16 protein-coding genes and 1 pseudogene are annotated in these 20,396 nt (G+C 52.1%); 7 read left to right on the top strand and 10 right to left on the bottom strand.

Features of this window, described 5'->3' with window-relative positions:
* Window positions 1-32 precede the first annotated feature (32 nt).
* From AC5SV9_RS15740 to AC5SV9_RS15705, 8 genes are all read right to left on the bottom strand, one after another.
* Complete coding sequence (locus AC5SV9_RS15740; protein ID WP_475148381.1) at window positions 33-647, bottom strand: outer membrane beta-barrel domain-containing protein; 615 nt, start codon at window positions 645-647, stop codon at window positions 33-35.
* On the bottom strand, window positions 617-1,339 hold the full coding sequence (locus tag AC5SV9_RS15735; protein WP_273020729.1) for an outer membrane beta-barrel protein: 723 nt from the start codon (window positions 1,337-1,339) through the stop codon (window positions 617-619). Before AC5SV9_RS15735 ends, AC5SV9_RS15740 begins: the two co-directional genes overlap by 31 nt.
* Complete coding sequence (locus AC5SV9_RS15730) at window positions 1,340-3,946, bottom strand: HzsA-related protein (protein WP_475148380.1); 2,607 nt, start codon at window positions 3,944-3,946, stop codon at window positions 1,340-1,342. It lies immediately after the preceding gene.
* A gap of 158 nt (window positions 3,947-4,104) precedes the next feature.
* Entirely contained in the window at window positions 4,105-5,148 is a 1,044-nt protein-coding gene (gene recA, locus AC5SV9_RS15725) for a recombinase RecA (RefSeq protein WP_134056771.1), read from the bottom strand.
* 62 nt (window positions 5,149-5,210) lie between these two features.
* Window positions 5,211-5,711: a CinA family protein gene (locus AC5SV9_RS15720; RefSeq protein WP_273020735.1), complete on the bottom strand. Its 501-nt coding sequence runs from the start codon at window positions 5,709-5,711 to the stop codon at window positions 5,211-5,213.
* Window positions 5,712-5,822: 111 nt separating this feature from the next.
* A complete protein-coding gene (locus tag AC5SV9_RS15715) occupies window positions 5,823-7,040 on the bottom strand; it encodes a nucleoside permease (protein WP_273020737.1) in 1,218 nt (405 codons plus the stop codon).
* A gap of 66 nt (window positions 7,041-7,106) precedes the next feature.
* Window positions 7,107-8,162, bottom strand: a complete 1,056-nt coding sequence (locus AC5SV9_RS15710; RefSeq protein ID WP_475148377.1) for a sugar phosphate isomerase/epimerase family protein — start codon at window positions 8,160-8,162, stop codon at window positions 7,107-7,109.
* Between the two features lie 19 nt (window positions 8,163-8,181).
* Entirely contained in the window at window positions 8,182-9,348 is a 1,167-nt protein-coding gene (locus AC5SV9_RS15705; protein WP_475148375.1) for a Gfo/Idh/MocA family protein, read from the bottom strand.
* A 267-nt stretch (window positions 9,349-9,615) separates the two neighbouring features.
* Between AC5SV9_RS15705 and AC5SV9_RS15700 the strand changes: the two genes are divergently transcribed.
* The 7 genes and pseudogenes from AC5SV9_RS15700 (at window position 9,616) to AC5SV9_RS15670 (ending at window position 18,450) form a co-directional block, all read left to right on the top strand.
* Complete coding sequence (locus AC5SV9_RS15700; RefSeq protein ID WP_475148374.1) at window positions 9,616-10,656, top strand: LacI family DNA-binding transcriptional regulator; 1,041 nt, start codon at window positions 9,616-9,618, stop codon at window positions 10,654-10,656.
* A 41-nt stretch (window positions 10,657-10,697) separates the two neighbouring features.
* Complete coding sequence (locus tag AC5SV9_RS15695) at window positions 10,698-11,390, top strand: 3-keto-disaccharide hydrolase (protein WP_475148372.1); 693 nt, start codon at window positions 10,698-10,700, stop codon at window positions 11,388-11,390.
* Entirely contained in the window at window positions 11,387-13,069 is a 1,683-nt protein-coding gene (locus AC5SV9_RS15690) for a GMC family oxidoreductase (RefSeq protein WP_475148371.1), read from the top strand. Before AC5SV9_RS15695 ends, AC5SV9_RS15690 begins: the two co-directional genes overlap by 4 nt.
* The gene (locus AC5SV9_RS15685) at window positions 13,069-13,866 is read left to right on the top strand and encodes a gluconate 2-dehydrogenase subunit 3 family protein (protein WP_475148370.1); all 798 of its coding nucleotides are present in this window, start codon (window positions 13,069-13,071) and stop codon (window positions 13,864-13,866) included. The genes AC5SV9_RS15690 and AC5SV9_RS15685 overlap by 1 nt, the downstream gene beginning before the upstream one ends.
* 138 nt (window positions 13,867-14,004) lie before the next feature.
* Window positions 14,005-16,581 (top strand): DNA mismatch repair protein MutS, encoded by a 2,577-nt coding sequence (gene mutS / locus AC5SV9_RS15680; RefSeq protein ID WP_475148368.1) that lies wholly within the window; start codon window positions 14,005-14,007, stop codon window positions 16,579-16,581.
* Window positions 16,582-16,630: 49 nt separating this feature from the next.
* Window positions 16,631-17,809 (top strand): annotated as a pseudogene (locus tag AC5SV9_RS15675) (benzoate/H(+) symporter BenE family transporter); the annotation flags it as partial.
* Window positions 17,809-18,450, top strand: a complete 642-nt coding sequence (locus tag AC5SV9_RS15670) for a GntR family transcriptional regulator (protein ID WP_475148366.1) — start codon at window positions 17,809-17,811, stop codon at window positions 18,448-18,450. The pseudogene AC5SV9_RS15675 and the gene AC5SV9_RS15670, both read left to right, overlap by 1 nt.
* Window positions 18,451-18,475: 25 nt before the next feature.
* On the opposite strand, the gene rpoS is transcribed toward AC5SV9_RS15670, so the two are convergent.
* Both rpoS and AC5SV9_RS15660 read right to left on the bottom strand, forming a co-directional pair.
* On the bottom strand, window positions 18,476-19,465 hold the full coding sequence (gene rpoS, locus AC5SV9_RS15665) for an RNA polymerase sigma factor RpoS (RefSeq protein WP_226767135.1): 990 nt from the start codon (window positions 19,463-19,465) through the stop codon (window positions 18,476-18,478).
* Between the two features lie 84 nt (window positions 19,466-19,549).
* Window positions 19,550-20,386 carry a peptidoglycan DD-metalloendopeptidase family protein gene (locus AC5SV9_RS15660; protein ID WP_475148363.1) on the bottom strand — a complete coding sequence of 279 codons (837 nt, stop codon included), beginning with the start codon at window positions 20,384-20,386 and terminating at the stop codon, window positions 19,550-19,552.
* Between the last annotated feature and the right edge of the window lie 10 nt (window positions 20,387-20,396).

Below are 20,396 nucleotides of genomic sequence, written 5' to 3'. Positions count from 1 at the left end.
CCTCTTTACTGCTCTGCGCCGACGGACAGTCGCTAAAAGTACACAGCTACGCCCAGCGCCAATGCCAGGTTATGCGTCGTTTTATTGCGTGCCAGTATCGTCGTTTCAAACACGTAGTCGCTAAAAGTCAGTTCTACTGCCAGCCAGTCAGTGGCGTACAGTCTGAACTGACTGCCAAACTGCATAGCAAATACGTTATCACCGGCAAAATCGACAGTACCGGCACCGGCAAACACCGATAACCCACTGTTCATCGCATAATCCCGGCTAAGAAACACTTCGCCTGGCAACAGCATATAACCAAGCTGACCGCCGTAATAACGCCACTCACGCTCACTGTCGGTTAAAAGGGGTGCAGCACCGCTGAGTTCCTCAAACGAGGTTCGACCGGCTTTTGCCATGGCGTAATCGGCGGCCAGATAAAAATCCTCATTGATGTGATATGTCAGTTGTATTGCCGCCAGCGCACTACTGCCAAAATCCTCGATGCCCAAAACACCAACGCGGGCACTGAATAGCCAGTTCTCACTGTCCAGTAAATCCTCCGTGACCACTTCCCGCGGAATATCAGGTTCAACCTGCTGCGCAGCTGCCGCTGCGGAGGCAAAACTCAGAGCTAAAAAAATACGCTGAAGCCAAGTTTCCATGTATCGATCTCTTCATTATCATTTCGGTCAGTAACAATTACGCTGCGCCGGTAACCGGCTCTGGCAATAAAGTTCCGGCTCAGGTAATAGCGTAGCCCAAGCTCCATACTGGCAAGGCTATTGTTACGATCCTGGGTTTGTACCAGTATCGTTCTTGGTGTAGTACGCAGCACGCCACCACCGATACCAAAATATGGCGATATACGCCAATGCGGCATCGGGCTCAGATAAACACTGAGTTCAGCCGACAGGTTATCGGCCTGATCGCCATTGGCCTGCCCTATTGCCAGTTCAGTTTGTATGTAGGGGGTAAAGTTATAGGCCACTGACAGCTGGTATAAACTGCTGCCGTTGAAATCGCCCAGCAGCAGACCGGCTTCCAGCGACCGTTGTTCATATGCCGCCAACCGATCATCACTGAGCGAAAATGTTTGTTGTTGTAATGTCATCAGCTGTGCCAGGTCAGCACGCGCCAGCCAGTATTTTTGCTGTTTAAACTCTACCTGTACCCAATCTGTCCGCTGGGTCAGCAAGCTGAGCTGCTCGCCCTTTAAGGCAACCTGCAGCACAGGGTAACCGCGCCCGGCACCAGAGTGCAGATTGACGAAATCACCACTGACTTTGACCGCTACCGGCTCAGCCAACAGCGGCAACGTAATCAGAAAAAAGCACAGCAGCAGATATCTCATCATCTACTGCTCCGGTACAACAAAAGGTGAGTTGTAATACTGGGCACCAATATCAAGCCAGTCGGCAATTAGCTTAAGCTCTGCCGAAGATAAATAGCCCTGATGCGCTGCGCCGGCGCTGAACACGCTGAAAAATGCGCTGCCCAGCGCATTACCCGCGCGCATACTGCCAGGTACCGCTACCGGCACCAGCACTGGGATCGGATTACCGTCATCGTCCAGTACTAAGTCACCGTTTTCATCGGTTACAAACACCGGGTTGCCATCAGCGTCTGTTGCCTGAACCTGCCGGTCAACCAGCACGCCGCCGATCAGCTCCTGTTCATTGTCGCTGCTTAGCAATTCACGATAACTACGATACTGAGCCGGCTCCAAATCGGAAGGCTCTGCATCCAATTCAAGCTGAGCAACCGGCACACGGGCATTACCTGCCGCATCGGTGCGGCTATGACAGCTAACACAGGTATTATCCTGCAGCACGTCGCCGCTAACCGGGTCAAGCTGACGCCGCTCGATAGACCACAGCGGCTGGATATGGCTGGGATAATCAATACGGATACGGCAACTGGCCAGCCACTGGCTAAAACACTCAACACCAGCCGGTAGTGGGGTTGTCAGGCTGTTAAAACTGGTTAACTGCTCGACATCAGGCGTACGCAGAGAAGGATCAGTCCAGATGTCTAAGTAATGCAGGGCTTCATTAAGCTCAGGAGTACCGTTGATGCGGGCAGCCGTTTGCGCCATAGTCTCACCAGCCTGAGCCAGTAACTGCGGATTGGTGTTAGGGAATCGACCATCACTGCTCAGGCCAGGGTTGATGCTTGCGGCTTCGCCTGCCAACCGGCCATGCGGTGCAGTACTTTGCGCACTATGGCAGCCGTTACAACTGCGGGTCTCGCCAGGCCGCAGCGTGATCCACTGCTGATGCAGCGGCGATATTGCCTGCCCCTGCGCATTCAGTAACGCCAGATTAAAAGGCACATTGGCTGGCACTTTAACCCGCACAGACCCATCAGGTTCAATAGCAACAGTGCCGAGGATTTCCCTCATCAACTGCCGTGCACTTACCCCAAAAGCAAACCCGGGCACGTCGATAACCTCTTCTGGCGGCTGTGGCACGCCTCTCACCAGTCGCAGATAACGGGCAGGTCTGTCCGCTGCAGTAGTTTGCATCGGGTCCGCCAACGCGGCCAAATTAACATTGCTGCTGCCGGCAAAATCATACACGCTGCGAATATCCAGTAGCGCAGCATTTTCAGCCGCAAGCTCAGCGTTAAGCTCAGGGTTTTGCGGGATAAAAGCAGGCTCGGTATAAGGCTGTAACACCACAGGTTCAGTAACCAGCAGGCCTTCCTGCCCCGGCCGCACTGGCACCTGAGTTTGCTTTTGGGTATCAAATAACCACAGCCCGTACAGGGGGGCTGCCAGTTCCGAGTCGGTATCCGGCTCTGCCTGAGCACAACTTAGTACAACCTGCTGTTGCACCACGCGGCACGGTGACCAACTAACCAGATAGCGGCCGGTACCGTCTTTGAGTGCGGCATAACTGTTTATCGCACCGGCCCGTTGTGGCTGGTTGCTGTTGTCAAACGCCCACGGAAACAGTGGCGTTTGAGCTGGCATATTCAATACTTCACCCGCCAGCGGTTGTTGATTATCGCTGGCTAATGCCAAGGCGACGCGCTGTGGCCAGCTGTTATAGTAAGGCGCATCGACGCTACTCAGCGCCAGTGACACACCGCCATCGTCCAGCACAACCGCTTTGGTAAATTCCACCCTTGAAGCATCAATGCCACTCTGGTGTGAGTGCCAACCATACACCAATTGGTTTTCTGAACCATCTGGTCGCATTTGATACCAGTTAAACATCGAACGGTCACTCTGATTATCCCAGCGGCTGTACAACACATAGCCGTTATCCAGCACTACCGGATAAAGATCATGACTCAAATTGAAACTGAGCTGGGTGATATCCGTGCCGTCACTGTTCATCACGTGCAGGTTAAATGCGGGCGAGTTTAAGTCTTCATCGACCGCGGTGTATTGTGGTTTAAATTCATCTAACAGAATCTGGCGTGAGGTGGTTTGACGGCTGGAGCTAAAAATAATGCGGCCATCCGGTAAAAAAGCCGGGCTGATATCATGGCCACGCTGCGCTAACTGCGCATCACTTATCAGTGGGCTGATGGTTTTACTGATCGCATCGTAACGCCACAGATCCCACTTCGGTTGCAGCTCCTCTGCTACATTAGCCAACTGCGGCGCTCGTAGGGCAAATAATAAGGTTAAGCCATCAGGCGACGCCACCAGGTCTTTAACGTCATACAGGCTGTCTTCATCAAACAAGGCGGCAGTGAGATCAGTTTCTGCCGACTCAGCAAATGCATTTTGTTTTAGTATTAAACGCGCCCCAGGGTTAAAAGCTGCAGGGTCGGTCAGACGGGTTTGATAAGCAGTGTCGTCGGGTAATAGGAGCGGGCGTTCAACAAAAGCCAGGGCAATTTCCTGCACTACCGGATCGGTCGGTTCGTCGCGAACACTGATATCAGCATCACAGGCAACCAGCAAAGCTGCTGCAGTGATAAGGCAAAGCCTTGTTATTATTATCATTATTATAGGTACCGGCTACCAATTACTGCATGTTGCGTTAAGGGAGCTGCCGTAAAGGCGAAGTCTCAGCTTAGCGCTGGCTTAACAACAGAGCAAGTGAAAATTTCTAACAAAAAAGCCAGCATAAGCTGGCTTTATTAACGTCAGATGAACAGTTTTTATAAATCGGCTTCAAATGCCTCAGGAACACTTTCCTCTATCGGCTTTTCACCCGGTTTCAGCAGCAAGCGGCTACGCAGTTCTTTTTCAATTTCATCTGAAATGGTCTGGTTATCCTGCAGGAATTTCATCGCATTCGCTTTACCCTGACCAATCTTATTACCCTGATAGGCATACCAGGCACCGGCTTTATCTACCAGGCCTTGTGCGACACCTAAATCAATCAGCTCGCCCAGCTTATTAATGCCTGCGCCATATTGGATAATAAACTCAGCTTGTTTAAACGGCGGTGCAACTTTGTTCTTAACCACTTTAACCCGGGTTTCATTACCGGTAATTTCATCGCCTTCTTTTACAGAACCGATACGACGTATATCTAAACGCACTGACGCATAGAACTTTAACGCATTACCACCGGTAGTCGTTTCCGGGTTACCGAACATAACACCAATCTTCATCCGGATCTGGTTAATGAAAATACATAAGGTGTTAGAGCGCTTAATGTTAGCCGTTAACTTACGCAGCGCCTGTGACATCAAACGAGCCTGTAAGCCCATGTGGCTGTCGCCCATGTCGCCTTCAATTTCAGCTTTAGGGGTTAAAGCCGCTACCGAGTCAACAATCACCACGTCTACTGCAGCTGAACGCACCAACATGTCGCAGATTTCAAGCGCCTGCTCGCCGGTGTCTGGCTGCGATACCAGTAACGCATCCACATTAACACCTAACTTTTTCGCATACACCGGATCCAATGCGTGCTCAGCATCGATAAAGGCACAGGTTTTACCGGCACGCTGGGCTTCGGCTATAACCTGCAGTGTTAAAGTCGTTTTACCTGAAGATTCAGGACCATAAATTTCGACAATCCGGCCATAAGGCAAACCGCCAATACCCAGAGCGATATCCAGCCCCAGTGAGCCGGTTGATACCGCCTCAATGTCCAGCGCTGTACTGTCGCCCAGACGCATGATAGAGCCTTTACCGAATTGACGTTCAATCTGACCTAAAGCGGCTGCTAGCGCTTTTTGTTTGTTATCGTCCATTTTAATATCCATGGTTGAGCCGGGCTTGCCGGACAATTAACACTGTATGCTCGTACAGTAGTCTAGTTTGACAAGGCTGTCAACAGCTCGATGCTTTGTTTAAGCGCAAAATTGATGGCTTGCTGGCGTACTTGCTGCCGGTCGCCGGCGAACACCAGATGGCTGCTGGCAACGTGGCCGGCCAGATAAAAACCAAAACAGACAGTACCCACCGGCTTATAGGCGGAACCGCCATCAGGGCCGGCAATACCCGATACGGCAATTGCAACCTCGGCACCTGCGGCTTTGGCAGCCCCCTGCGCCATTTCACGCACGGTTTCCTCGCTAACGGCGCCAAATTGCAACAATGTTGCACTACGCACTGCAAGTAACTGCTGTTTGGCTTTGTTGCTATAGGTAATGAAACCACGGTCAACATAGGCGGAGCTACCCGGCACAGCGGTTAACCAGTACCCTATACCACCGCCGGTACAGGACTCCGCCGTCGTAATGCTCCACTTTTTTTGTAACAGTAGCTGGCCCAGTTCTGTCGCCAGCTGCAGGCTATCTGCTGCGACCGTCATATATTATCCAACAGAAAATACACAGCCCCCATTATGCCGTCAGAGATGAAAGCGGAGCAAGAGGCAACTGCCAGCGTTGGCTGCTGCCTGCTCGGTGACAAGCGCGGCTGATCAGGTCGCCGACAGCTTCTCGTTTTTAAACAGCAATGCAAATAACACCAGCACGACGGCGGCAAACCCGGCAGGGAACAGCCAAATGTTAAACCAGTTGTGTCCAGCCATAGCACTGTATTGTTCGGTGATATACCCTGCCACACTAAAGCCAACCAGCATACCCACACCATAGGTGGCCAGCGTGATCAGGCCTTGCGCAGCGCTTTTGACCGCCGGACCGGCTTTACTGTTGGTGTAAATCTGCCCGGAGACAAAAAAGAAATCGTAACAGATACCATGCAGTGCTATGCCAACCAGCAGCAGAGCAACACCTTCACCGGAATCGCCGTATGCGAATAATACATAACGCAGTACCCAGGCAAACATGCCAAGCAGTAATGTCAGTTTAATGCCAAAGCGGCCAAGAAAAAGCGGTAATGCCAGCATAAACAACACTTCTGACATCTGCCCCAACGTCATTTTGCCGGTAGCGTTGGCCACACCAATTTCGGTCAGAAACGGATTGGCATTCTGATAATAAAAGGCCAATGGAATGCAAATTAACACTGAGCTGACAAAGAACATTGCGAAGTTCTTATCTTTTAACAGCTTTAGTGCATCCAGCCCCAGCAGCTCACCCAAGCGCAGTGGCTGCCCCCGCCCCGCAGGTAAGGTGGCCGGTAACGTAAAGCTGTATATCCCCAGCACCAGCGACGCAATTGCCCCCATCAGAAATGTGTACTTCAGCGCACCGGTGCTTATACCAACCTGGCTATCCCAGCCAAACACAAAACTGATAACCAGCCCGGCGACAATCCAGCCAACAGTGCCCCACACCCGGATCTGACCAAACTCGGCTTCAGGCCTGGCCAACTGCGCGAACGACACTGAGTTCACCAGTGCCAGTGTTGGCATATAGGCCAGCATATACCCCAACACTAACGGATAGAAACTGGCAAAATCTACCGTGTGATACATCAGATACATTAATACCGCACCGGTAAGGTGTAGCATGGCGAGCAAACGTTCAGCATTGAAAAACCGGTCGGCCACCAGGCCAATAAATACCGGCGCAATAATGGCTCCCCAGGACTGGGTAGAAAATGCCAGCGCAGTTTGCGCACCACTGGCTGCCAGGTTCTGTGCCAGAAAGGTTCCCAGGGTAACAAACCAGCCTCCCCAGATAAAAAACTGCAGAAACATCATCAGGCTTAAACGTAGTTTAATTATGCTCATGTCAATCCCCGTCGATCGCCCTGTCGGCAGGGCTTGTTATAGAGAGTTTATTGGTATTTGTTATTGTCAGTCTGTCAGCCCGAGAATACGCCTGTTACGCGCGGTATCTGTGTTACTGCCGGCAAAGTCATCAAAGGCCCGATCGACCTTTTTAATCAGATGCTGCTGAATAAAAGGCGCGCCTTCCTGCGCTCCCTGCACAGCATCTTTCAGACAGCACTCCCACTCCAGCACCGCCCAACCGTCGAAGCCATATTGGGTTAGCTTGCTGAAAATGCTTTTAAAATCTACCTGGCCATCACCCAATGAGCGAAACCGCCCGGGACGGTTCACCCAATCCTGATAGCCGCCATAGACGCCGCTCTGACCGTTTGGTCTGAACTCGGCATCCTTCACATGAAACATTTTTATCCGCTGGTGATAACGGTCAATAAAGTCGAGGTAATCAAGCTGCTGCAGGACAAAATGGCTTGGGTCAAACAGAATATTGGCGCGCCGGTGGCCGCCAACCGCGCCAAGGAAACGCTCGAAGCTGGCGCCATCGTGTAAATCTTCTCCGGGGTGGATCTCATAACACAGGTCCACACCTGCCTCATCGAACGCATCCAGAATGGGTAACCAGCGTTTTGCGAGCTCTGCAAACCCTTGCTCGACCAACCCGGCAGGCCGCTGCGGCCAGGGATATACCAGATGCCATAACAGGGCGCCGGAAAAAGTTGCATGTGCGGTCAGCCCTAGCCGCTGGCTGGCTTTTGCTGCCAGCTTCAGTTGCTCAATGGCCCATGCGGTGCGCTCTGCCGGTTTGCCCTTTAATGCAGCAGGGGCAAAAGTATCAAATAATTCATCGTAAGCCGGATGCACGGCAACCAACTGCCCCTGCAAATGCGTAGATAGCTCAGTGATCTCGACACCAGCTTCACGGCAGCGGCCCAAAATTTCATCGCAGTAATCCTGACTGGCTGCAGCCCGGGTTAAGTCAAACAGCGCGCTATCGTTGGTGGGAACCTGAATGCCGCGATAGCCTAAATCTGCCGCCCACTTAGCCATACCGGGTAATGAATTAAAAGGTGCTGTGCTGCCAGCAAACTGCGCCAGAAAGATGGCGGGTCCCTGAATACTCATATTTTGCTCCTGTATCAGCTTAGGCGGTAACCGGCACGTCCAGCCATTTTTCACTGCTGGTGCTGCTTTGTGTTACGGTTTCAATAAAGGCCATGCCGCGTAAACCGGCTGAAATACCCGGTACACCTGTAGGCGTGCCCTGTTCAGCGCGGCGAATTGCCGTGGCAAAATCACGGTACAGATTCGCCATGGCTTCAAGGTACCCCTCCGGGTGTCCTGCCGGTAACCTGCAGCGTTTGAGTGCTTCATCAGCAAGTCCCGCCTGCCCTTTGCCGGCCCGCAGCAACTGAACAGGCGCACCGTGTGGGCGCAACACCAGAGTGTTTGGTTCCATCTGCTGCCACTCCAGGCCACCTTTGCTGCCATACACGCGGATTTTCAAGGCGTTTTCTTCGCCGGCGCACACCTGGCTGGCAATTAGTACGCCGCTGGCGCCACCATCGGTCTTAAATAACGCAGCACCGTCATCATCAAGCCTGCGCCCTGTTATATGCGTTGCCAACTCTGCACACAATTTAGTGATACGCTGACCACTGATAAACTCAGCCAGGCCGAAAGCATGGGTGCCTATATCGGCCATACAACCGCTGCTGCCAGCTTGTGCCGGATCAGTGCGCCAGCTGGCTTGCTTTGCCTGCTGTGCTTCAAGATTATCTGTCAGCCACCCCTGCGGGTATTCAACATATATTTTTCGAAGTTCACCCAACTCACCTCGGCTGACCAGATCTTTAGCTTGCCATACCATAGGGTACCCTAAGTAAGTATGTGCCAGCCCATATAGCAAGCCGGAAGCGGCAAGCACGTCGTGCAGCCGTTCAGTTTCTGCCAGCGTCACCCCGGCAGGCTTTTCACAGAACACATGAAAGCCGGCTTGTAACGCCGCAATGCTTATCGGTACATGTAATTGATTTGGTGTCACTATCACCAGTAACTGCATGCGCTGCTGGGCGGGTAACGCGGCTTCTTTTTCCAGCAGTTGCTGCCAGCTGTCATATACGCGGTCAGCCGCAAGCCCAAGCGCCGTCGCTGTGCGGTGGTTATTGCCCGCATCACGGCTAAACGCACCGCAAACCAGTTCGGTCTGACCATCCAATGCTGCGGCATGGCGATGCACTGCGCCGATAAAAGCGCCCTCGCCGCCACCTATCATGCCAAGGCGAATTCTTTGTTGAGAAACAACAGCCATACAGGATCCTTATCAGCCGATACCAAAAACGTGTAGGAGCAGAAACCTCAGCAACATCACCCGGTTCGCACCCGACAACAGATGTAACGGATTACATTTAAGCTTGTCAAGCCAACTTCTGACCAAAACCGATCAAATCAGCCTAAAAAACCGGCAAAAATGAGCTTGAGGCACAAATAAAGTCACAGTTTTTCACGTAAACCACTTTCATTTTAAGTCTATTTCACCTATAACAGCAAATAAAATGATATCGGTTACATTTTAGTTATGTCTAACATCCGTGAAGTGGCCCGTCTGGCCGAAGTGTCCGTTGCCACTGTATCAAGAGCCTTGCAGCAACCGGAGCTTGTGTCTGTCAAAACACGCAATAAAGTACTGGCTGCGGTAAAGCAGGCTGGCTATCAACCGAATTTGCTGGCAGTAAAATTCCGTTCAGGCAAAAGCCATAATCTGGTGGTGCTGGTACCAACCGTCGCCAATGTGTTTTTTGCCAGAGTAATTAGCGGCATGCAGGAAGCGGCCCAACAACGGCGTTACTCGTTGCTGCTGGGCAACACTATGGCAGATGATAACGCCGAAATTGCTTATGCCCGGCTGGTACAAACCTCTCAGGCTGACGGCCTGATCCAACTGCGCGCCTTTGACCCGTTTGCTACTTTAGATATGACCACTGCGCGCTTGCCAATGGTTAACGCCTGTGAAGTATTGGACAAAGCACCTTGTCCGGTTGTGACACTGGATAACAGGGCAGCCGCCATGGCAATGACCGAGCATTTACTGAGCCTGGGGCATCGCAACATTGCGATGATTAAAGGCCCTGCTCGCAGCCCTCTGACGCGGGACAGAGTTGCGGGCTACCGTGATGCACTTGGTGCTGCAGGCGTCGTGTTTGACGAAACCCTGCTATGCCCCGGTAACTTTACACTGCAGTCAGGTCATCAGGCTACCGCTCAGCTCTTGCAGCGCAAACAAAGGCCTACCGCTATTTTTTGTGAAAACGATGAAATGGCCATTGGTGCTATTCAGTGCCTGAAACAGCATGGTTTAAAAGTGCCGGATGACATATCCGTGGCCGGTTTTGACGATATTTCTTTTGCCGCCTTTTCTGATCCTCCACTGACCACCATTGCCCAGCCAGCCGAAGAGTTTGGCCGTACCGCGGTTAATTTGCTGATTGATGTACTGGAGCAGAAGCTGACGCTGTTGCCTAAAGTTATCCTGCCATTTGAGCTGGTACTACGTGGTAGCACCGGCCCGGTAAAAACGTCTGAACTGGCAAGTGATACGCCAGCTGTGCATTTGACCTAACACATAACAACAAGCACTACGACAACAGGAGAACGACCGTTATGACCAAATTTTATCTACCCGCGTTACTGCTGGCATTTAGCAGTTTCAGTGCTTTGGCTGCTGATAATCAGCTAAGTGCAGAAGAGCAGCGTAACGGCTGGCAGCTGCTGTTTGATGGCAAAGACATGTCGCAGTGGCGTAACTTTAAACAGCAAGGCCTGAGCGAGCAGTGGATCATCGAAGAAGGCGCAATGAAGCTAAACGGCAAAGGCGGCGGCGACATTCTGACCAAAGCACAATACCAGAATTTTGATTTGAAACTGGATTGGAAGATTTCAGAGGTTGGCAACAGCGGTATTTTTATTCTGGCTGACGAAACAGGCCAACAAATTTACTCTCACGCGCCGGAAATTCAGATCCTCGACAATGAGCGCCACCCCGATAACAAGCTGGCCAGCCATTTATCCGGTTCTTTATATGACCTGGTTGCCTCCCCTGCCGCCTCGCATAAAAAGGCCGGTGAGTGGAACCAAGTACGGGTGTTGCTAGAAGACAACCAGCTGACCATTTGGCAAAACGGTGTGCAAACCGTCTCAGTAAAAATTCAAAGCCCACAGTGGCAGCAACTGGTGGCCGAAAGCAAGTTTGCTAACTGGCCAGGCTTTGCTGCAAAAAGCAGCGGTCACATCGGCTTGCAGGATCATGGCGATGTGGTGTGGTTTAAAAATCTGAAAATTAAAGAGCTGAAATGATGGACGATTTTGCTTACGAAGTACTGATTGTCGGCTCCGGCGCCGGTGGTGCTATGGCAGCGTATGAATTGACGCGTCAGGGCCACAAAGTATTGCTGCTTGAAGCTGGCCGCAACTACGACCCGAAAACTGAAACACCCATGTTTAAAGCCAATTCGGCGGCACCGCTGATGGGCGCTTCAACGCCGGACAAAGATTTTGGTTTTTATGATTCCACCGTAGAGGGTGGCTGGCAGGTGCCGGGCGAACCCTACACCAAAGCCGAAGGATCGGACTTTCTGTGGTGGCGCGCCCGCATGCTGGGCGGACGTACTAACCACTGGGGGCGTTACTCACTGCGTTTTAGCGAACATGATTTTAAAGGCAAGAGCCGGGATGGCCTGGGTGCCGACTGGCCATTTGAGTACGATGACATCGCGCCCTGGTATGATAAAACAGAGGCGTTAATTGGCGTATGTGGCACCAATACCGGGCTGGATGATATGCCACCGTCCGGCGAGGGCATACTGCAGCCACCACCTACTCCAAGGGTACCAGAGCTATTAATTGCCGCGGCGGCGAAAAAACATGGTATTACCGCGGTACCAATGCACAGGGCGGTACTGACGAAGCCGCTGGATAACAGAGCGGCGTGCTTTTATGCCACGCCATGCGGTCATGGTTGTTCAATCGGTGCCGCCTTTCAAACCACAACCTCGTTACTGCCAATGGCGCAGGCAACCGGCAATCTGCGCATCATCACCGATGCGATGGTCAAAACCGTTACAGTAGATAGTAGCGGCAAAGTGACGGGTATCAGCTACATAGACAAGAAAACCGCGACAGAACAGCAGCTAAGTGCCAGGGTGATTATTCTGGCAGCCAGCGCCTGTGAGTCAGCCCGTATTTTGCTGAACTCCAAAAGCGCCAGTCATCCCAATGGCCTGGCCAACTCCAGTGGTCAGGTTGGCCGTAACCTGATGGACTCTACCGGTGCCGGCCTGTCAGCACTGGTACCAGCACTGATGAACCGCCCGCGTTATAACGAAGATGGTCACACTGCCAATCACCTGTTTATTCCCTGGTGGGGCCATAAAGCACAGGCGAATAAAGAGCTGGATTTCCCGCGCGGATATCATTTTGAACTTGGCGGGCGCTTCAGTGAACCCGGAGCTTATGTCAGCGGTAACCTGCAAGGTTACGGCACCTCACTAAAACAGCAGGTTCGCACACATTACGGCGCTTACGTTTCATTTGCGCTACGCGGCGAAATGTTGCCAAACGAGCACTGCTATATGGATATCGACCCAGATGTAAAAGATAAATGGGGTATTCCGGTGGCACGGTTTCACTGGCAATGGTCAGAGCACGAGCTTAAACAGGTCGAACATGGCCTGAGAACCGCCAAAGCCATTCTGGAAACCATGGGGGCTGAAGTGGGCGAGCTGCCAGCGGCAGAAGATGCCATTAAAAAAGGCGGCGAAATTATCCACGAAGTCGGCACCACCCGCATGGGCAGCTCCCGTGCTGACTCGGTAACCAACCAGTGGGGACAAAGCTGGGATTGCCCGAATCTGTTTGTCATGGACGGTGGCGTATTTGCATCTAACCCACATAAAAACTGTACTCTGACCATTATGACACTGGCGATGCGTAACAGCGCCTGGCTGGCTGAGCAGTTAAAAGCGGGGAAATTATAATGAAAAAACCAGGCTTTATGCATACAACCGCCAGCGATGACATACAACGAGACCCTTCGCCGGCTTACACCAACCGTTTAAGCAGGCGTGACTCATTAAAGCTGCTGGCAGCCCTTGCGGCCAGTACCCTGTTACCGGCATTACCGGGCTGCGAACCGGTACCCACTGCAAGCAAAATGGGCAAAGCCGCCGGCACCGAACACTGGCCAGAGCTAAAGCTGCCAGCAATCAACGCCAAAGGTTATGGTAAAGACCCTAACCTGATCCTGCCACCTGACGCGCCGTGGCCGCTAACATTAACCCCGGCACAACTGACTATGCTGGCGCTGATATCAGATATTTTAGTACCACAGGAAGGCAGTTCTCCGTCAGCTTCACAGGTGCAGGTGCCTTCTGTGGTGGATGAATGGGTCAGTGCACCTTACCCCAGCCAACAGCGCGACCGGCTGACGATACTGTCGGCACTGGCGTGGATTGATGATGAAGCACAACTACGCTTTAACAGGCAATTTACGGCGTTAACGGCGACAGAGCAGCTGGCGATTGTTGAAGATATTGCCTTTGACAACGAGAACACTCCGTTGCAATTTCAGCGCATTGCCAAAGCGTTTGCCCGGCTGCGTAATCTGGTACTGGCAGCTTATTTCTGTACGCCTGAGGGTATTAAAGATATTGGCTATCTTGGTAATGTGCCGATAGCCGGTGCTTACCCCGGCCCGACGGCAGAAGCTTATAGCCACCTGGATAACACTCTGGCACAACTTGGGCTGACTGAGTTTGCTTATCCTGTTGCGTAAGCAAATAAAATACGGCCGCTGATGCGGCCTTATTTTTTATTGAGCCGACGGCCGTAATGCCACGTCGTGCGTAGCGAAAAACTTCTGTTATAATCCCCTGCTTTATCAGCACAAATAGCCGCGGATCAGACTATCTGTATGACCATAAGTAAAGACCTGAGCGCCCACACCCCGATGATGCAGCAGTATCTGGGGCTTAAAAGTGAACACCCTGATATCCTGCTGTTTTACCGCATGGGCGATTTTTACGAGCTGTTTTTTGACGATGCCAAACGTGCTGCCGCCCTGCTGGACATCTCGCTGACCAAGCGTGGCCAGAGTGCCGGCACCCCTATTCCGATGGCAGGTGTGCCTTATCATGCTGTAGAGGGCTATCTGGCAAGGCTGGTGCAGCTGGGTGAGTCGGTCGCGATTTGTGAGCAGATAGGCGATCCGGCAATGAGCAAAGGCCCGGTTGAGCGCAAAGTGGTGCGTATCGTCACCCCGGGTACAGTAACTGACGAAGCCTTACTGAACGAACGTCAGGACAATCTGCTATGCGCCATTACCCAGTTACGCGGCCAGTTTGGTTTAGCCCAACTGGATATCAGCAGCGGCCGTTTTTTACTAAACCAGGTTGATAACAGCGATGATTTAGCCGCCCTACTGCAGCGGCTAAACCCGGCCGAGCTGTTATATCCGGAAGATTTTGCAGAACATTATCTGATTGAAAAACGCAAAGGCGCCCGCCGCCGCCCGGTATGGGAATTTGAGCTAAGTACAGCCCGGCGCTTATTGTGTCAGCAATTTGGTACCAAAGACTTACTCAGCTTCGGCGTAGATGAAGCGCCGGTCGCACTGATGGCGGCCGGTTGCGTGATGCAGTATGTTAAAGATACCCAGCGCGCCGCTTTGCCGCATATCCGCGCCGTCGCACTGGAACGTGCACAGGACAACATCGTGTTGGATGCCGCCACCCGGCGTAACCTGGAACTGACACAAAATCTGGCTGGCAATTACGAACACACGCTGGCGGCTGTGCTGGACCGCAGCCAGACGGCGATGGGCTCACGCCAGCTTAAACGCTGGATCCACGCGCCACTGCGTGATCAACAGGCGGTCAACGCCCGCCTTGATGCGGTAACAGAACTGCGCCAGGAATATGATGAGCTACAAAGCGCATTAAAACAGATTGGCGATATCGAGCGGGTTATTGCCAGGCTGGCACTGCGAAGTGCACGCCCGCGTGATTTCGCCCGCCTGCGCCAGGCGCTGCAGCAACTGCCGGAACTTGCGCCGGCATTGGCTCAGTTAAATGCAGCTCAGCTGGTGCAAATCAGCCAGGCAGCCAAGCCGCTACCAGAGCTTTATGAGCTGCTACAGCGGGCTATTGTCGACACGCCGCCGGTGCTGATCCGCGACGGTGGTGTTATAGCGCCGGGGTATCATGCAGAACTGGACCAGTGGCGCGCGCTGGCAACAGGCGCCACCGATTATCTTGAACAGCTGGAACAGCGCGAGCGCGAGCGTACCGGCATAGCCTCGCTGAAAGTCGGCTTTAATAAAATACATGGCTATTACATCGAAACCGGCCGCAGTGCTGATACCAAAGTGCCGGCTGAATACGTGCGCCGCCAGACACTGAAGAACAATGAACGCTACATCATTCCTGAACTAAAAGAATACGAAGACAAAGTGCTGGGTAGTCAGAGTAAAGCACTGGCACTGGAAAAGCAGCTATACGAGCAGTTGTTTGATTTGACGGCGCCCTATCTGGCGCAGCTGCAACAGCTGGCACAGGCGCTGGCAGAGCTTGATGTACTTTGCACCTTTGCCGAACGGGCTGACAGCTTAAACTACTGCCGGCCAACGCTGACAACCACGACCGGCATCGTGCTGGAACAAGCGCGGCACCCGGTGGTAGAGCAGGTGCTGACCGAGCCTTTTATCGCTAACCCGTTAACACTCAATAGCACACGGCGCATGCTGATGATTACCGGCCCTAATATGGGCGGTAAATCAACCTATATGCGCCAGACCGCACTTATTGTGTTAATGGCGTATATTGGCTGTTTTGTACCGGCGCAAAGTGCCAGCATCAGCCCGGTAGATCGTATTTTTACCCGTATTGGTGCATCAGACGATTTAGCTTCCGGCCGCTCAACCTTTATGGTGGAAATGACCGAAACCGCCACTATTTTGCATCATGCCACCGAACAAAGCCTGGTACTGATGGATGAAATAGGCCGCGGTACCAGTACCTATGATGGCCTGAGCCTGGCCTGGGCCTGTGCTGATTATCTGGCAACAAAAATCAAAGCCCAAACCCTGTTCGCCACCCACTACTTTGAACTGACTGAACTGGCTGAGCAATTGCCCGGGTTGGCGAATGTGCACCTGGATGCCGTCGAACACGGCGATGATATCGTGTTTATGCACCATATTCAGGAAGGTGCGGCCAGTAAAAGCTTTGGTTTGCAGGTTGCCCAGCTGGCTGGCGTACCTAAGCCGGTTATTCAGCGCGCACAGCATAAACTACTGGAACTGGAACAGCATGCTAAGCCGCAAGTACCAGTCTCTGATAAGACTGTAGCACCCCAAAGTGCAGTAACACCGCAACTTAGCCTGCTGGAGACCGAGCACCCGGTTATCGAACAATTGCGTGACCTAAACCCGGACGATTTAAGCGCGCGCCAGGCACTGGAGCTGTTATATCAGCTAAAACAACAGTTATAGCTTGACTTAAAATGTATACATTTTAAATTAGGTATACTTTTTACGTTCAGGTGTGGTTATGCAAGTAAAAGATATTAGCCTGTCAGCCATAGTGGCAGGCTTTGTGGCAGTGTTGGTGGGTTTTGCCAGCTCAGTAGCGATCGTTTTACAGGCCGCAGCAGCGGCTGGCGCCAGCCAGGATATTATGGCGTCCTGGTTACTGGCGCTGGGTATTGGTATGGCACTGACATGTATCGGCCTGTCGTGGTATTTCAAAGCTCCTGTGATCACTGCCTGGTCAACGCCGGGCGCAGCCTTACTGGCAACCAGTTTGCAAGGGCTGAGCATCAATGAAGCCGTTGGTGTGTTTATTTTTACCGCCGTACTGGGGTTGCTGATAGGCATTAGCGGCTGGTTTGAAAAGCTGACCCGCCTTATTCCATTGCCATTGGCCAGCGCGATGCTGGCAGGTATTTTACTGCAGTTTGGCTTAAATATTTTTACCTCATTGCAAACCCAGTTGTTGCTGGTTGGGGTGATGTGCTTAAGCTACTTACTGGCTAAACGGTTATCGCCCCGCTACGCCATTTTATGGGTGTTGCTGACAGGTTTAGTCACCGTATTGCTGCAGGGCCAGTTTAATTATCAGGCTGTAACGCTTAGCCTGACAACACCGGTCTGGGTGACTCCGCACTGGTCACTGAATGCTTTATTAGGCGTTGGTTTGCCACTGTTATTGGTAACAATGGCATCGCAAAATATTCCGGGCGTGGCGGTGCTGCGCACCAGTGGCTATCAAACGCCGGTTTCGCCACTTATCAGCCACACGGCGCTGTCAACACTACTGCTGGCGCCCTGGGGTGCATTTTCGATTAATCTGGCGGCGATCACCGCCGCTATCTGTACCGGCAGCGAAGCACATCCGGATAAAGATAAGCGTTATATTGCCGGCATAGTCGCCGGAGTATTTTACCTGCTGGCCGGCCTGGCAGGTGCAACTGTTGTCGCCCTGTTTGCAGCTTTGCCGCGCGAAATGATTGCCGCCCTGGCCGGGCTAGCGCTGCTTGGCACTATCGGCGCCAATCTGGCAGTAGCCACTGCTGAGGGCGAACACCGCGAAGCAGCAGTGGTCACCTTACTGGTTACAGCCAGTGGCGTCAGCTTTTTTGGTGTGGCATCAGCCTTCTGGGGCATAGTTGCAGGTGCGTTAACCTTACTTATCATCAATAGCTTACGCGGTAAAAACTGATGTTAAAAAAGCATCAGCTGTATCAGCAGCTTAAACAGGATATTCAGCTGCTGCAATGGGCGCCCGGTACAGTATTAACGCAACAACAACTGGCGCAGCACTATGGCGTCAGCCGTATTGTTGTGCGCGATGTGCAGCAAAGTTTGCTCAATGAAGGCTGGTTACTGGTGCATGGCAAAGCAGGTATGCAGGTACCGGGGTTTAGCGTAGCAGAAGCCGAAGAGCTATGTTTACTTCGGCTGCAGCTGGAGCCGCTGGCACTGCAGTTAGCCGCTGCCAATATCAGCTTCAGCCGGCTTGGTCAGGCGGAAGATTTGCTGGCCCGCATTGATGCCGGAACCGCTTTGCCGGCGTATCAGCGTGGCGAACTGAACTGGCAGTTTCACCGTCTGTTGTATCAGGACTGTGATAAACCCCACCTATTGCGTTTACTGGATCAATTGCATCAGCAGGTATCGCGCTATCTGGGCTATCAGGAACAGGCCCTGGCCTATGCCAGCACCAGTGCAGCAGAACACCGCGAGCTCATAACCTTGCTGCGCAGTGCTAACACAGCGGCTGCCCGCGAGTTATTGATTAGCCACATCAGCTCTGCCAGCAAATTGCTGGTGCAATACCTGCAAAAAAACAAGGCGCCTTAAGGCGCCTTGTTCGTTATGGAAAGTTCTATTCCTGAAATAAGGTTTCGATATTCAGGCCCTGATGCGTGACGATTTCACGTAAACGCCGTAGCGCTTCTACCTGAATTTGCCGCACGCGCTCACGGGTTAAGCCGATTTCATGGCCAACATCTTCCAGCGTTGAAGGCTCGTAACCCAGCAGGCCAAAACGTCTTGCCAGTACCTCACGCTGCTTCGGGTTCAGCTCGTTCAGCCATACCACCAGATGCTGACGGATGTCTTCATCCTGCAGTTCTGTCTCTGGGCCAAGCTCTTTTTCATCCGCAATGACATCAAGCAGCTGCTTTTCTGAAGCGCCGGCAACCGGTGTATCAACAGAGGTAATTTTCTCGTTTAGCTTGAGCATCTTACGCACTTCATCTACCGGGCGATCCAGCGCTGACGCAATTTCTTCCGGCGTCGGTTCATGGTCAAGTTTTTGCGATAATTCACGCGCAGCCCGTAAATAGATATTCAGCTCTTTCACGACATGGATAGGTAAACGGATAGTACGGGTCTGGTTCATGATCGCCCGTTCAATGGTTTGGCGGATCCACCAGGTGGCATAGGTAGAAAAACGGAAACCGCGCTCCGGATCAAACTTTTCTACCGCACGGATAAGGCCCAGGTTGCCTTCTTCAATCAGGTCAAGCAAGGCTAACCCCCGGTTGATATAACGGCGGGCTATTTTAACCACCAAACGCAGGTTACTTTCGATCATGCGTTTACGGGCTGCCTGATCGCCTTTTAATGCCAGGCGGGAAAAATACACTTCTTCTTCAGCAGACAACAGCGGTGAAAAGCCAATTTCTCCCAGATAAATCTGCGTGGCGTCCATCGCTTTCTGGCTGTCATCGCGGGCAAAAATTTCATCATTACTGCTTTCTTCCGCAGCAAGAGCGGCCGCATCCGGCTCTGCTTCATCGTCAAGTAAGCCTTCCTCGACCAACTCATCTTCTTTAAATTCTAATACATCGTCTTCACTTTTTTGTCCCATATCCTTTCTCCCACGTCTATAGGGTGCTGGGGCTGACCAAGCGCTATCACTTCCATTCCTGATAAAACTTGTGTTTCGATCTTATTATTGTGGTAAATATTTTAGTGGATCAACGGAGCTGCCGCGGAAACGGATCTCAAAATGCAGACGGGCATCAGTAGCATCTGTGCTACCCAGCTCTGCAATACGCTGCCCTGCGGTAACCATTTGCTTTTCGGTAACCAGCAGTTTGCGGTTATGAGCATAAGCACTTAAGTAATCATCATTATGTTTAATAATAATGAGATTACCGTACCCTCTTAACGCGTTACCTGCGTACACCACCTGCCCACTGGCGGCGGCATTCACTCTGTCACCCTCACGCCCGCTGATATCAATGCCCTTGTTGCCCTGCTGCTGATGCGAAAAACCAGAAATAATTTTCCCTTTCACCGGCCACTGCCATTGCACAAGGTTCCCATTCAGGGTAATATTCGCGGTTTTATTATTTTTATCCTGCGAAACCTGAACATAACCCTTTTGATTTTTCGGTGCAACTGCTTTCACCGGTTTTACCGAACTATTTGATTTTGTTTGGCTTGAATTATTCTTATTTGTATTTTTAGCTACTTTGGTTGTAGCGGGTTTCTTTACTGGCTTAGTGTGTGCCAAAGCCGGCTTACCACTGAGCCTGAGCGTCTGATTGGGGTAGATGGTATAAGGGCTGGCAATACCATTTAATGCGGCGAGCTGACGAACATCTTTACCTGCCCGAAACGCAATTGAATATAAGGTATCGCCGCGTTGTACTTTATAGCTGCTTGCGGTCAGTGTGCCGCGATTACGCTGCTGATAAAAGTTCTCCCGCAACTCCAGTGTCGAAACCGGAGCCGGTGCAGAGCGCGAAGAACAGCCTGCCAGCAATGCTGATAACAGCAACAACAGTGCATAG

It is taken from the genome of Rheinheimera sp. ATLC3, from assembly GCF_059429535.1.
The sequence above is the reverse complement of the archived record's forward strand: the minus strand, read 5'-3'. Positions and strand labels throughout refer to the sequence as shown.